The 13,660-nt window shown below is 42.8% G+C and carries 12 protein-coding genes; 2 read left to right on the top strand and 10 right to left on the bottom strand.

Annotated features, from left to right (window positions below):
• The first annotated feature begins 224 nt into the window (after positions 1-224).
• Positions 225-3,758 (top strand): hypothetical protein, encoded by a 3,534-nt coding sequence (locus ACOOFG_RS07555; RefSeq protein WP_420420869.1) that lies wholly within the window; start codon positions 225-227, stop codon positions 3,756-3,758.
• Here the strand turns inward: ACOOFG_RS07555 and ACOOFG_RS07550 are convergent.
• The 7 genes from ACOOFG_RS07550 to ACOOFG_RS07520 are packed head-to-tail and all read right to left on the bottom strand — an operon-like array spanning position 3,749 to position 9,272.
• Positions 3,749-4,369, bottom strand: a complete 621-nt coding sequence (locus ACOOFG_RS07550) for an HAD family hydrolase (RefSeq protein ID WP_420420868.1) — start codon at positions 4,367-4,369, stop codon at positions 3,749-3,751. The genes ACOOFG_RS07555 and ACOOFG_RS07550 overlap by 10 nt on opposite strands.
• Positions 4,348-5,298: an FAD:protein FMN transferase gene (locus tag ACOOFG_RS07545; protein WP_420420867.1), complete on the bottom strand. Its 951-nt coding sequence runs from the start codon at positions 5,296-5,298 to the stop codon at positions 4,348-4,350. Before ACOOFG_RS07545 ends, ACOOFG_RS07550 begins: the two co-directional genes overlap by 22 nt.
• A complete protein-coding gene (folD, locus tag ACOOFG_RS07540; protein WP_420420866.1) occupies positions 5,289-6,140 on the bottom strand; it encodes a bifunctional methylenetetrahydrofolate dehydrogenase/methenyltetrahydrofolate cyclohydrolase FolD in 852 nt (283 codons plus the stop codon). Before folD ends, ACOOFG_RS07545 begins: the two co-directional genes overlap by 10 nt.
• Complete coding sequence (locus ACOOFG_RS07535; RefSeq protein ID WP_420420865.1) at positions 6,137-6,973, bottom strand: inositol monophosphatase family protein; 837 nt, start codon at positions 6,971-6,973, stop codon at positions 6,137-6,139. Before ACOOFG_RS07535 ends, folD begins: the two co-directional genes overlap by 4 nt.
• 11 nt (positions 6,974-6,984) lie before the next feature.
• The gene (locus ACOOFG_RS07530; protein ID WP_420420864.1) at positions 6,985-7,530 is read right to left on the bottom strand and encodes a hypothetical protein; all 546 of its coding nucleotides are present in this window, start codon (positions 7,528-7,530) and stop codon (positions 6,985-6,987) included.
• The gene (gene galE / locus ACOOFG_RS07525; RefSeq protein ID WP_420420863.1) at positions 7,527-8,486 is read right to left on the bottom strand and encodes a UDP-glucose 4-epimerase GalE; all 960 of its coding nucleotides are present in this window, start codon (positions 8,484-8,486) and stop codon (positions 7,527-7,529) included. Before galE ends, ACOOFG_RS07530 begins: the two co-directional genes overlap by 4 nt.
• Positions 8,487-9,272: a sugar transferase gene (locus ACOOFG_RS07520; protein WP_420420862.1), complete on the bottom strand. Its 786-nt coding sequence runs from the start codon at positions 9,270-9,272 to the stop codon at positions 8,487-8,489.
• On the opposite strand from ACOOFG_RS07520, the gene ACOOFG_RS07515 reads away from it, so the two are divergent.
• The gene (locus ACOOFG_RS07515) at positions 9,271-10,512 is read left to right on the top strand and encodes a C45 family autoproteolytic acyltransferase/hydolase (protein ID WP_420420861.1); all 1,242 of its coding nucleotides are present in this window, start codon (positions 9,271-9,273) and stop codon (positions 10,510-10,512) included. The two genes, ACOOFG_RS07520 and ACOOFG_RS07515, sit on opposite strands and share 2 nt — an antisense overlap.
• Here ACOOFG_RS07515 and ACOOFG_RS07510 read toward each other — a convergent pair.
• The 3 genes from ACOOFG_RS07510 to ACOOFG_RS07500 all read right to left on the bottom strand — a co-directional run bounded on the left by ACOOFG_RS07510 (position 10,460) and on the right by ACOOFG_RS07500 (position 13,495).
• Positions 10,460-11,332, bottom strand: a complete 873-nt coding sequence (locus ACOOFG_RS07510) for a hypothetical protein (protein WP_420420860.1) — start codon at positions 11,330-11,332, stop codon at positions 10,460-10,462. The genes ACOOFG_RS07515 and ACOOFG_RS07510 overlap by 53 nt on opposite strands.
• Before the next feature lie 80 nt (positions 11,333-11,412).
• Complete coding sequence (locus tag ACOOFG_RS07505; protein ID WP_420420859.1) at positions 11,413-12,420, bottom strand: hypothetical protein; 1,008 nt, start codon at positions 12,418-12,420, stop codon at positions 11,413-11,415.
• Positions 12,421-12,487: 67 nt separating this feature from the next.
• Positions 12,488-13,495 (bottom strand): hypothetical protein, encoded by a 1,008-nt coding sequence (locus ACOOFG_RS07500; RefSeq protein ID WP_420420858.1) that lies wholly within the window; start codon positions 13,493-13,495, stop codon positions 12,488-12,490.
• Positions 13,496-13,660: the final 165 nt, after the last annotated feature.

Raw genomic sequence — 13,660 nt, 5'->3', positions numbered from 1 at the left:
TATTTCAGATCAAAATAGAAAAGTCACTTGATACTGTTCTCAAAATGGGGGGGCTACTCCTTTATGAGCCACCTCCGTGGCTATCAAGTCTATAATAAGAAGTATTTCTAACTTGGAGAATGGGAATATTATTTTTTTGTGCTTATGTATTTTACAATTGAAGATAACTATTTTTTTTGTTAAACTATTGCGCTCTAGAAAAAAATTTGGAGGATTCTAGAAAAGTGGCTAATGCTGTCTCACCAAACGTTTACAAGATTCTTGGAGAAAGTGCTGCATTATTTGCATCGACTTTTGCCCTAAGCAAAACACCTTTGATTTCTTGGTTAAATACACCTTCAACACTTGAAGGTTTAGCACTGTGCACTGGCGTGCAAGCATGTGCATCAGCAGCTTCAGATACTCTAAATCAAATTTACAACGAAGAAAGAGACACAACATATAAAGTTGCTTTTCAAATTGCTGGACTCGTTTCCTCTTTTGCCCTTTTAACAGCTTTAGCAAAACCTATTGCCACACGCACTGGAATGGCCTTGAATCCTTATGCACTCCTTCAGCTCACTGCTTTCCATGGCATTGTTAAAGCCATCATCCATGTCGGTTACGAATTCGCACAATCTTTTTCAGCGCTAAAAGGAATTAGCAGTCTTGACGACATGAAACAAATCCCTGCCACAGAGCTTGGGACTCGAAAAAAACAATTTGAAGATGATAAAACTGAGACTTGGGACACCTACACTTTAAACATGCAAGCAGAGTTCAATGCGCAACTCAAAGCAAACAGTCAAACACTCCTTCCATTCACATCTCTCAAAACAGATGGCAACCTTTCAAAAGAAGAACTTGAAGTCTTCACTGAAGTCGTCGGAGATAAACCAACAGTTGAACAAGCACAAGTCCTAGTTGCGCACGATGTGCCTCCTCCAAAAGGATGTGATGTCGTTCCTGGAACTCTTGCATCGAGTGTCAAGGTCGATGACCTTTCAGAGACAGCGCTCCGCTGGTACCACAGCGCAATTTGTCAAATGAGCGAAGAAAAGCGCCATGAATTGAGCTCAGCTCAATGCAAAGCTTTTGCAAGCGCTTTCTACAAACTCGACCTCACTTCTCCAGGACCAAGATTTGCATTGGATACGATTCCAACATCTGCTGATGGAATTTCAAAAACTCAAGCAAACTACTTTTTCGCTTATCACCTCTCCCATCCAACTGATTACCTAAATCTAGAGCCTAAACAGCAAATGGTTCTTAGAGAGATTTTCATAGCTGCAGGAGAAGCTCCATGGCCTATTACCGCACCAAAGAAAGAAGACTTAGAAACACAGTCTAAAGAAATTTTCGAGCAGCTCAATCTTCAGTTTGATGAAACAACTGCTGAATGGGATGTGTTACCTACAGATTACCAGAAAGCATACAACGCTGAGTTAGACAAACACGGACTCGAAGCTAGAGAGCTCACAAAACAGCCTTGGACAACACAGAAAAGAGTTGGATACACCGTTGCTGGGATCCTTGTTCTCATTGTAATAGGTACTGGTGTAGGCATGTTAGCTGGCGCTATTCCTATTCCTACTTTGCTTAGTGGTGGTAACAACACAAATCCCACTGAGACACCAACACCTGTAAGTGAAACGCCAACACCAACGCCAACACCTGTAAGCGAAACACCAGAGTATTTCGATAGCGGTGATCAGTGTATTCCTATGGGCACTGTTTTCCAAGTCAGTACTTGTGCAAACCCATTTTTTAATCATACATTCTCAACTCAGGCTAAAGTCAACAGTACGACTGGAGCCAGCACTGAGCAAAACCCTGTTACAGAGGAATTCTCAAGCGACGGAACTGGTTTGACTGACTCTGGTGAGAATTACCCAGTTGGATTTCATTGGCCATCTTATGAGCCGCCCTTTGTTGACGATCGAGAACAACTTGAAAGTATTGATTTTTATGAAGTTGTCTACATGAGAAAAGATGGCGTAGGATCAGGAGAAGTAGATCCCACTGTAGTCCCTTCAGAGAATGCTGCTTCAGAGGACTTCTCAAGCGTCGGAACTGGTTTGGGAGATGTCCAAGAAGAAAGTCAACATGACAATTCTCTGTTAGGCAAAGACATTGTAGTAGAAAAGTTTGATACACCAACTCACCCCATCGTGCCATGTGCTAATGGGTATGAGCGTACAAAAGATGGATGCTCTCCTCGAATAACAGATAATAGCACGATTACTGAGCTAGACCCTGTAACAATGCAACAGTTCACACTCTCAACTGGAGAAGCTGATCAAGATGGAAGGGTTATTGAAAAGACTGGAACTTCGACTCCTCCAACTGATGAGAAAATCGTCATCACTGGTGATCAAGACCTAACTGAACGTGAAGTAACAGTTATTGAGACATCGGATGAAGCTTCTAAGACACCAACTCCCTCCCCAACTGTCGTCACTGGTAAAGACACCTCTGGTGATCAGGATGGAGCTATTCGGGATACAGTCTCAGAAACCGAAAATCTTGATACACCAACTCCCTCCCCAATCAATGGTTTCACTAATAACGGAGTTGGATACTTCCGGCACATACCCGCTTATAACACAAGCAGTACTCCGCTAGATATCAGCACTGAGCAAAAGCTTGTTACAGAGGAATTCACAAGTTCTTCAACACTCGTTTCTTCAGATGTGAATGATATTGCAACACGCATCAATAATTGCTCGCGAGTTCTCTTAGTAGATCTTGCAAATCTTACAGGTAGTGATTTGGTTTCTGTCGAGGAAGGTGTTACATGCGTTTATGAATATGATAGCAGAAAGTCATTTGAGACAGCAAGCTCTGAAGTTTCTTATTCTCAATTGTGGTGGACTCTTGTAGGATTAGGCATAACCATATCTACTCTAAACGTAGCTAGATTTGCTTTACGGTTAATCGGAAATCTCACAAAAAAATCAGCAACAGTGCAGGGTGAAGTTAGTAAAATTTCCTTACTTCATGAGGATTCTCCTGTTGAGGCTATCAACAGAATCAAACAACTCGCTTATCGAAGTTTTTCAGGAAGCAATTTTGTTGAGAACTCAGACTCATTAAACCTCAAGTTTCTCTATGCGCTGATTTACTCTTCAGAAGAAGAGCCTGAGAATATAAATTCCGATCTTTCCAAGCTTGTAAGCAAGGTTTTTCTGATTGCATATAAAGATTTTATGAAATACCAAAGCAGATCAACTTCTCTAAAATTAGCTGACTACAAAACTCGTGATGAGCAATGTAAGATTGCCTTTGCTATCGGTTCAAACTTTTTAAAAGAACTTGAGGATAGCGGTAAAGAAAATGCTTTTTGTCCAAACCAACGAGAAGTAATTAACGTTTTTGACCTGAATAAAGCGAAAGATCGAAGTGGGCACTATGGTTGTCAAACCTTACTAAAAGATTTTGATGAGAATCTTGTATATTTGACAGGAAACATTGCCAGTAAATACCTTAAAGTCCTTGGTAAGGATCTAGTACTAACTCGAGACTCTTTCCAGAAGCTCAAAGAGCCCAAAAAAGAACCTATTTTTCTTCGCAAAAGCAAGTGTATACAACCCAAAGATAAACAAACGAAAGTCTTGGATTACTGGAAACGAGAAGTAGGTGATTTATTTCCATGTATTCCGCAAGAGGATCGGTCTCAAACTAAGGCGTATCTATCAGGCCAATTGGCTGCACAAAAAGAGTACTCACTAGATGAGAAAAGACAAATTGTTAACCATCTTGTGAAATTCTATTCATGAAATTGAAGAATGCCTTCTTTTTGGAGAGCTTCTAAAAAGAGGGGGTGAGATTCGTAAACGTGCCCCTTGATGCCGAGCTTTCCTGCGGCAGAAACATATTCGGGAATGTCGTCAATGTAAAAGCATTCGTGCGGTTGTGCATTTGCGTGAAAGAGTGCAGCTTGATAGATCTCCTTTTCTGGTTTGACATGATGCAATTCATAGGAAAGGATGTGATAGTCAAAGAGAGGCAGGAAATCAAAGTGTTTTTCAATGTAGTTGTAATGCGCTTCATTCGTATTGGAAAGGAGGAGGAGCCGGATGCCTTTTGCTTTGAGGCGTTTCACAATTTGAACCATTTCTGGACGTGGATTGAAAATGTCACAACCCGCTTCAATAAACTTGTCAAAATCAAATGTAGCAGGAGCATGCTCAGAGAGCATCTTGTAGAGATCTTTGCTGGAGAGTTCGCCTCTTTCATACTTGATTCCGATGCCATCCTTCATGAAGAGACGTTTCACAGTCTCGATAGGTAGTTCCGTGGTGGAGGCAACTTGACTGAGCATTTTTTCAAAGCTAAAGGAAATTAGCACATTTCCCATGTCAAAAATTAGGGCAGTATACTTTCCCATTTTTGCCTTTCTCCTTGGTGACTTTGTAACCAGAATGTGCAAAGCTTAAAGTTTTCATGGTGGGCATTGAGGTAATCAATGGCCTCCTCAATAGATGGGTATGTCATCAGAGCTGTTGCCAAGGCATCGGCCATTAAGCAAGTAGGCGCTTTGACTGAAACGGTGTCAAGAGATGTGGTGGCTTCTTTTGTTTGAGGAATCACAATATGGGTGCAAAGCTTCCCTTCGATTTCAGTCGATTGCTCTTGGACACCACTTGTGGCAAGAGCCATATCAAGGGAGATGGGAGTTTCTTCAAAGCCTGGAAGGGCAACATTCCAACTTCTTCCAGAAGGGTGTTGTCCCAGAGCGCGCATGTCTCCTCCCCATTCAACATAGAGATGTGTATACCCCTTTTCTTGCAACTTTTCGACCAGTGTGTCGATGGCAAACCCTTTGATCAGTCCATCAAGATCGAGCTTGGCTCCTTCAATGAGCCGTTTGGCTAAACCTTGCTCGAATGAAAATGTTTCCCACCCTACGGGGAGATAGGCAAGGGAAGAAGGGCGCGTTTGGTTTTTCAGAGCCTCTTTCCAAACGCTTGTTAAGGAGCCATAGGTAGGATCAAAATGTCCATTAGTGAGAGTTGTGATGCTCTTAGCTTCTTGGATCAAGTCGAGCAATTGGGGAGAGATGACATAGGACTCTCCAACATAGAGGTGATTGATTTGCGACAGCTCTGAATGGGGGTTCCAATGGTTGTAATAGAGATCGATGGTTTCAAAAACATCGTCCAAGATACGGATGACGTCTTCTTTTTCAGGTTGGCTGAGAGCATGACCGATATGGATGTGATAGTTGTGCGTATGAGCATTACCGTGGAAATGGGTTGTGGTTTTCCCTTTGCAGCCAGACAAGAAGAGGAGAAGGAAAAGGAGAATTATGTGCATCGCAGTTTGTAACTTAAGAGGGTGTTTGAAAGTAACATGGCAATCGTCATCGGTCCCACTCCACCAGGAACAGGTGTGATGGCAGAGCATTGCTCTTTGACAGCTTCAAAATCGACATCACCTACGAGCTTTTTATCGACGCGGTTGATTCCCACATCGATCACCACAGCTCCAGGTTTGACCATCTCGCTTTGAATGAAGTGAGCTTTCCCAATGGCGGCAACTAAGATGTCTGCTGAGCGGCAAACTTCAGTCAGATTTTTTGTACGGCTATGGGCAATGGTGACTGTTGCGTTGGCGTAGGGCTTCTTTTGAACAAGGAGGGCTGCTAGGGGCTTCCCCACAATGTTACTTCTTCCTACGATCACAACATGTTTACCAGTCGGGTCGATCTGACTCCGCTTAAAGAGTTGCATGACACCCAGAGGCGTACAAGCGGCAAACCCACCTTCTTCACCAAGAAGAAGTTTTCCTATGTTCATGGGGTGAAATCCGTCGACATCTTTTTCGGGAGCGACTGCTTGAACGACTTTTGACTCTGATATATGAGAGGGGAGAGGTTGTTGTACAAGAATACCATCGATCTTGTCATCTTCATTGAGCGCTTCAATATGAGACAACAGAACTTCTTCAGATACAGCTTCGGGGAGTTCTAAGATTTCAGAGTAGATGCCAGTTTCTAAACATCCTTTCTTTTTCATGCGGACATAAGCTTGAGAGGCGGGATCTTCACCCACCAAAATGAAAGCCAGCCCGGGCTTTCTCCCTTCTAAGAGGTCGATTTCTTGTTTTAGCTCAGAGCGAATTTCTTGAGCGATGCGTTTGCCATCGATGAGTTTCATTCTTTGTTTGATTTCTCCAGTGTCGCTTTGATGTTTTTCAGAATTTGATCATGCAAAATTCCGTTACTTGCGACAATGGGGCCTTCTTCGAATGTTTTATAGGGTTCACCTGCAAAGTTAGTGAAAGTTCCACCAGCCTCTTCTACGATGAGTTTGCCTGCAGCATAATCCCAGGGGCGAAGCGAAACTTCCCAAAATCCATCGTATCTGCCAGCTGCAACATAGGCTAGATCAAGAGCTGCTGAGCCAATCCTTCTCAAGGGGATTCCCATTTTTGCAAAGGTATTGAAATGGTCTATGCAACAAAGGGGATTTTCATGGACATTGTAAGGGAAGCCTGTAGCACAAATCGCACTATCCAAAACTGCAGTCTCTGTCACTTTAAGGCGTGTCCCATTGAGGTAAGCGCCATTATTCTTCTCAGCAATAAACAGCTCTTCAACCATGGGGTTATAAATGGCACCTGCTAGAATCTCATTTTGGACTGCTGCAGCGATACTCACTGAAAACATTGGGATGCTATGGACGAAGTTGACGGTTCCATCTAAAGGATCGATAATCCATTGGATCCCTTCACGAACTTCGCCAGATTCACCACTTTCCTCTGCAAGAAATCTGTGCTCAGGAAAATGGGTCTTAATGAAATCAATAATGAGGCTTTCTGCTTTATTGTCCCATTCCGTCACAAGATTGTGACGTCCTTCTTTTGTGGTGAATTCTGGATGAGTACCAAAGGCTCTTTTTAACAATTCTCCAGCCTTCATGGCAGCAAGAGTTGCGACCATTGTGAGGCGCGAACGTAGAAGGTTTGGTAGATCTAACTGTTTATCCATATGGGGGTAAACTATTTTACAGGCTCTTCATTTTTCTTTTTAGTTTCTTTTCTGAAAAAAAGAAAGCGAAACCATTGTCGACGAAGAAAATAATACAACATAAGAGGACAAGAAAACCATAAAAAAGCATAAAAACCGTCTAACAGGGGCATTATGAGAAAGTCTGTTGCTGCTCCTTTCCAGGTAAGCGGGATGGCAATCCCAAAGATGTTGAGAAAAAGGCGCTCAAGAAGTGTCGAAACAACCGAAAAGAGGATTGTAAAGCTGCTTAGACCAAGAGCCTTTTCAACGAAGAACAGACGGAAGCGGTAGAGGCAAAATGTAGCAATGACATAGACCAAAGCATGAAATCCAAATGGGGCAAGTGTTGAGAGGAGGTCCATGATGAGACCACATCCAGCCGCGAGATAAAGGGCTCGCGTTAAAGGATACCGATTAAAGGCGATGGTGAGAAACGGGGCGAAAGGAATGAAGGTGTATCCAGGGAGGAGAGCTGATGAGTAGAAGGTAAAAAAGAGGCTGATGAGAAAAAAAGGCCAAAGAGGGTGTTTTTTCATCGCGTTTGCCAACTCCATGTCGTTTCAAGCAGGGTTTTTAAGGAAGAGTGTTTTGGTTGCCAGTTTAAAATTTCTTGAGCAGCTCTACTTTTTGCAAGGAGACAAGGTGGGTCTGCGGGGGCTTTTGGGGCAACTTTTAGGGGAAGCTGGCAGTCAAATGCTGCTTCGAATGTTTTGACAATCTCTTGGACCGAAAAACCTTCTCCTGTTCCGAGGTTCAATGTGAGATTTCCTTGGTGGTTCATAAGGTGCTTTAGAGCTTTGACGTGAGCTTCAGCTAAATCTGAAACATGGATGTAATCTCGAATGGGAGTGCCATCTTGGGTCGGGAGGTCCTTTCCAAAAAAGGAAAAAGCATCACGTTTTTTTAATGCTGTATCGATCAAAATGGGGATCAGGTGGGTGGCAGGAAAATGACTTTCTCCGAGTTCTCCATCAGGATCCGCTCCAGCGGCATTGAAGTACCGCAAAACGGCGCTCTGTGTACGAGGCAAAAGTTGAACGAGTTTTTCTCCGATGAGTTTCGTTTCCCCATAGACATTGATGGGATTTGTGGGATGGCTTTCCTCGATGGGGGTTTCTTTTGGTGTTCCATAAACGGCGCAGGTACTCGAAAAAATCAGATAAGGAATCTCAAAACATTGAACCATTTCCAAGAGGTTAGCTGTTCCCCCCACATTTGTTTGGTAATAGGCAAAGGGTTCTTGCTGACACTTTCTAGCGTCGGTACGTGCTGCAAAGTGCATCACCCCAATGGGGTTTGTTTCCTGTAGGACTTGTTTCAGCCTCTCTTTATCTTCAAGCGAACCTTTGAAGAGGGGCCCCCATTTGACCGCCCATGTGAATCCTGTGCTAAGATCGTCGTAAACGATAGGTAAGAAACCTTCCCGGGCCAAAGCCTTGCAAACATGGCTGCCAACGAATCCCGCTCCGCCTGTGACGAGGATACGTTTCATTTAGAAAGCTCCTTTAGAGAACAGGACACAAGGAATCGTCTTAAGAATCAGGAAGAGGTCGAAAAAGAAGGATTGTTTACCGACATAGGCGCAATCGAGTTCAATGCGCTCTTCATATGAGAGGTGGTTTCTTCCAGAGGTTTGCCAAATTCCGGTGATTCCTGGTTTCACTGAGAGGATTGTATCGGCATATTTGCGGAAAAGACCGCTGGGATTTTCATCGAGTTCCTCGATCATGTGGGGGCGAGGGCCGACCACACTTAAGGATCCTTCAAGAACATTGAAAAATTGGGGTAATTCATCGAGGGAAACGCGGCGCAGAAATTTTCCAATGGGAGTGCAGCGAGGGTCTTTTTTTAGCTTTTGGAAAACTTCCCACTCTTTTTTCATTTCAGGGTGGTTTTCGATCAGTTTTTTTAGGCGGATGTCCGCATCGATGTACATCGTTCGAAACTTATAGACCGTAATGATTTTTCTATCTTTGCCGAGTCTTTTGGCCAGGTAGAAAATGGGTCCTTTGGAATCAAATTTAATGAGCAGGGCAAGCAGCAGAAAAAGAGGCGAAAGGGTGAGAATCACGAGTAGGGAAAAAAGGATATCAAAGGATCGTTTCAGCAAAGGAGAAGCCATCTTTTTTTGGGCTGCAGATACCGAGGAGTGATTCATCGCATCGATTTTATTATTCGAGGTAGGTCCCACTGTGTCAGATTTTTCAATAAAAATCCAGGGTTTCAATAATTCACCCCCATCTGCTAAGCTTTTCTTAAAAAAAATAGGATTTCTCATGACACGGTTTCTCTTTGCTCTCTTAGTCCTTTTTTCAACAGCAGCTCTTCACTCAGATGAGCTCGTTTACCGTATAGGGAACGGGACGCTTGAAGAAAGTGTCCAAGGGACGATCCTTCGACTTGAAGGAAAACCCTACGAAAGAGGAGTCCAACATGGAACGCTTCTTAAAGAAAAGATCCAGGAAAATGTTGAAGGATTTATCGACGCTCCCGGTTTAGATCAAAGCCCACGGGTGAAGGCTTTCCATGCGCATCTTTCAACTCTGCTCGCTTCCATTCCTTCTCATTACCTTGAAGAAATGCGAGGGGTAGCGTATGGGGCGGATGTTCCCTTTGAAAAGATTTTAATGCTCAATTTGTTTCCCGAAATGTTTCATTGCATTGGTCTGACGGTTCAAAATGAAGCGACATTTGATCACTCTCTTTATCACGTACGTGTTCTCGATTATGGGGCGGTCCTAGGACTACAACATAGCGCCATTCTCATGGTGGTGAAACCCGAAGACAAGCATGCCTTTGTTTCTGTGGGTTACGCTGGTTTTATTGGAAGCGTCACCGGCATGAACGAAAAGAAGATTGCTATGGGAGAAATTGGGGGCGACGGGTATGGCCACTGGAATGGAATTCCAATGGCCTTTTTGATACGAGAAGTTTTGGAAAATAGTGCAACCCTAGAAGAGGCCAAAGAGCTTTTAAAAACCTCTCCACGGACTTGCGAATATTACTATGTCCTCTCTGATGGAAATCAGGAAAAAGCCGTTGGCGTTTATGCCACGGCAAGTCAGATTCAGTTCATTGAACCAGGATCTTCATATGCGCTCATGGCGCCTCATGGATTGCCAAAAAACTATGGGGAAAAAGGAGTTGATGATAAGTTTTTCATGCCGTCATTTGCGCCGTCTCAGTCAGAGTTTCAATTTCGAGTGCATGATGATGAAGGCAATTTGATTGCCCTTTTCAATCATCAACCAGAGCACTGCATTGTGCTACGTGGGTTTGGGTATCCTGAAAGATACCCTGTAGTGGCAGAGCGGATCCGAGATCTGTATGGAAAAATTGATGCAGAGCACCTGCAGGACATCATCAAGGCTCCAGCAACAAACGAAACCAACTTGCATAATGCGATTTTCCGGCCGTCAACGTTAGATTTATGGGTATCTCATGCAGGAATGGATGGAACGCCTGCTAGCGAACAACCTTATGCGAACTACCATCTGACAGATCTTCTGAATCCGTAAGGGTTGAATCTTTAGGAGGTGAGCAAAGCTTGAGCAGAATTTCATGAACTTCTTTGTAGGCAACTCTTAGTTCTTCGGCCATGTCTGGATTGAGCTTCATTTCAACAGGCTTTCTTGACGAGGCGTAGTGATTACTCACTAAAGTTAGATAATCTTGACCAAGCTCGTATGCGCTTTTCAAAGTATGGGCTTCTTTCTCCGTAAGGTCAGGAAGAGTCCGTTCACTGTATAGGAAATCAATAAGATCTGGAACAGTTGTTGGCATTTGTTTTAGAAACCAAACATATTCCTTGGGCCAGTGGTGTCTACTTTTGATGTCACGCTGAATACAGAGCAAGAGAGTTTTCTGAATGGGGACGAGGAGGCTTTCTTTTGTTGCTTGTAGAGAAGGAAAGTAATGAATGGTGCCAGAACTGAGGTCTACTGGTGTTTTTTCTATACCTTCAATCGTGTTTTGCGTGACACTCAAATCAACCTCTTGGAGCTCAAAGCCATCCTCTTGAATGGCTTCCACGATCCCACGGAAACAATCGTTGCAGGAACGATCAGAGTTGATTAGATGGGTTTGATGTGGAGGGTTATGTTTACTGGTATCAACCCATATGATGAACTCTGCGTTAGGAAAGTAGGCTTTGATGATTTTTTCAAGTTTCTCTCGTGTGCTTGTCGATTCAAAAATTCCTTTGTCAACACAGGCTACAAATGGTGCTTTAGGATAAAGAGAGACGTTTGGCGAAGACTCGTAACGTCCCAACTCTTCCTTGAAACGTAAGAAAGCTTCACCAGAGTCATACAATCTTTTTTCTGATATAGTGCTCATACAAGATATTCTAGCATGAAATAAGAGTATCTCACATCTAAAAAAAAGATTTTACACAACTGTGTAAAATCTTTTTTGAATTACATTTTGCCCAAAATAGCCTGGGTATCTTCAAATGCTTTCTTCAGTTCCGCTTTATCTGGAATGACAAAGGTAATGGGTCTTGATTCTTCATCAGTTGAGATGACATGCTGCGCAGTTTGAAAATAAAAGAGCCCTAATTTGTAAGCTGCCTTGAGATCGGTAACGTCTTGGGGTTTTAGCTTTGGAAGAAGCCCTTTGACAAACATGTAATCGATTTGATCAGGAACTGTGCGAGGCATTTTGAGAAGCAATGCAGCATATTCTTCTGGAGTGGCTTTTTTTGACCGGATGGCATCGATGAGAACTAAATCTAATGTATATTGGATGGGACGAAGTAAAGGATACTTTGTCGCTTTTCTACCCATGCCAGAATAGGAAAGTTCCCCAGTTGTTAAGTTAACATCTCTCGTATCCTTTCCACTAATCACATCATTCATTTGCTTCGTGTGTAATTTCACGAATTTATCTCTGAACTTACGACGGTTTGAACCTGACATGGATTGAACTTCTTGGACAAACTGCAAAGTCAGCTCCTCGCGTTGCTTTTCTGTGCCGTGAAGTGGAAGATTATGCATAAAGCGAGAAGGACAGATCGCACCTGTAATGTTACACTCAACGAGTGTTTCTTTTTTGAGGTCTTTCCACTCAATCCTGTGATCAATTGTGATTGCCTTTTGATGCACAAACTCATCAATTTGCTGAGCGATTTCAGATTGTGCTTCTGTATCGCAGACGACGAGAAGCTCCACAGGGGATTCGCTCCGGTTTGCTTTTTCTAGCTTTCCATCGCTTCCGCTTGTGTAAATGAAAATATTCTCGGGTAGTTTTAGTCTTTCTAAATCGTGTTGCATTCTATCAACGTCAAATTCGGTGATATGTTTGACAGTGTCTGTATAGGTATCATACTTGGAGTCCCGATAGCTTTGTAATGCGAGCTCGGGTTGAGCAAGAAATGCTTCTGCTGCCAAACTTGCTAATGATGGAACCTTGGTCTGTATGGCCATCTATGTTTTCCCACTTCCGCCCCCTGAGTTAACTTGTGACGCCTGGTTCTCAGGTCAGGCGTCGCTTTTACATTTTGGCTAAGATGCGATCAGTATCCATGTAGGCTTTCGCGAGCTCCTCCTTATCAGGGATGGAGAAACTGATAGGTACTTTGTCTGGGCTAACTGAAAATAGGTGTTGCCCGACCTGAAAGTAAAAAAGACCTAACTTGTAGGCTGCTTGCAAGTCAGTCACATCTTGCTTTGATAATTTGGGTAAATACCCTTTATCGAACAGGTATTGAATCTGTTCAGGTACAGTGCTGGGCATCTCTGTAATCAATTGCGCGTAATCTTCAGTTGACACTTTCTTGTCATTGCGGATGCGGTCGATAACGACCAAATCTAAGGTGTACTGGATCGGTCTTAACAAAGAGTATTTGGTTGCCTTTCGTCCCTTTCCTGAGTAAGAGATGACTCCTTTTACTAGGTTGACATCTACACTCTCTTTTCCTGAAATCACATCATTTAATTGTTTGGTATGACGCTGGACAAAAGCTTTACGAAACTTTCCGCGAGTGCTTCCAGACATTCCTCCAACTTCGCTTACAAACTTCTCATTCATTCTATCGAGAGTCTTTTGCTCTCCAACAAGAGCTGTTTTATGCATGAATCGAGATGGAATGACCGCTTTGGTGCAATTGCAATAACTTAAATCTTCTGAAGGGGGTTTCCATTCGAGATCCTCATCCATTGGGATAAAGTACGATTCGACAAAGGTGTTGACTCTTTTTTCGACTAATTGTCTATCTTCTTCGCTACAAAGAATGACGATTTCAACCGGAGATTCGATGCGGTTTGATTTTTCTAGCTTGGCATCACTTCCTGTTGTGTAAACCAGAACGGATTCTGGGAGTTTAAGCCCTGCGAGATCTTTTTTTAACCTTTGCAGATCAAAATCTGTCATCTGACCAACAGTGACAGAGAATTTGTCGTAGGAGCTTTTTCTATAACTTTGGATGCATTTTTCTGGCTGTTCCAGAACTGTTTGAGCAGCCAGACTCGCCAATGATGGCAGTCCTGTTTTAACTGACATTATCTTCCCGTACTTCTGTTTTTTTATTAATTATATAAAATATTATAACATAGTTAATTATAATAATAAATTAAATATAACTAACCATATATCAATTAACTGAAGTTAAATTATTTATATTTAAATTTTTGGAAAGAGGTCAGGTTTTAAAATAAAGTTTATTTG

The sequence above is a fragment of the Simkania sp. genome (assembly GCF_965215465.1).
GTDB lineage: Bacteria > Chlamydiota > Chlamydiia > Chlamydiales > Simkaniaceae > Simkania.
This window is presented reverse-complemented; position numbering and strand designations above follow the sequence as displayed.

Coding starts and splice junctions, on each gene's coding strand:
- folD (WP_420420866.1), bottom strand. CDS start 6,140: ATGAAACTCATCGATGGCAAACGCATCGCTCAAGAAATTCGCTCTGAG.
- ACOOFG_RS07500 (WP_420420858.1), bottom strand. CDS start 13,495: ATGTCAGTTAAAACAGGACTGCCATCATTGGCGAGTCTGGCTGCTCAA.
- ACOOFG_RS07550 (WP_420420868.1), bottom strand. CDS start 4,369: ATGGGAAAGTATACTGCCCTAATTTTTGACATGGGAAATGTGCTAATT.
- ACOOFG_RS07515 (WP_420420861.1), top strand. CDS start 9,271: ATGACACGGTTTCTCTTTGCTCTCTTAGTCCTTTTTTCAACAGCAGCT.
- ACOOFG_RS07545 (WP_420420867.1), bottom strand. CDS start 5,298: ATGCACATAATTCTCCTTTTCCTTCTCCTCTTCTTGTCTGGCTGCAAA.
- ACOOFG_RS07530 (WP_420420864.1), bottom strand. CDS start 7,530: ATGAAAAAACACCCTCTTTGGCCTTTTTTTCTCATCAGCCTCTTTTTT.
- ACOOFG_RS07505 (WP_420420859.1), bottom strand. CDS start 12,420: ATGGCCATACAGACCAAGGTTCCATCATTAGCAAGTTTGGCAGCAGAA.
- ACOOFG_RS07535 (WP_420420865.1), bottom strand. CDS start 6,973: ATGGATAAACAGTTAGATCTACCAAACCTTCTACGTTCGCGCCTCACA.
- ACOOFG_RS07520 (WP_420420862.1), bottom strand. CDS start 9,272: ATGAGAAATCCTATTTTTTTTAAGAAAAGCTTAGCAGATGGGGGTGAA.
- ACOOFG_RS07510 (WP_420420860.1), bottom strand. CDS start 11,332: ATGAGCACTATATCAGAAAAAAGATTGTATGACTCTGGTGAAGCTTTC.
- galE (WP_420420863.1), bottom strand. CDS start 8,486: ATGAAACGTATCCTCGTCACAGGCGGAGCGGGATTCGTTGGCAGCCAT.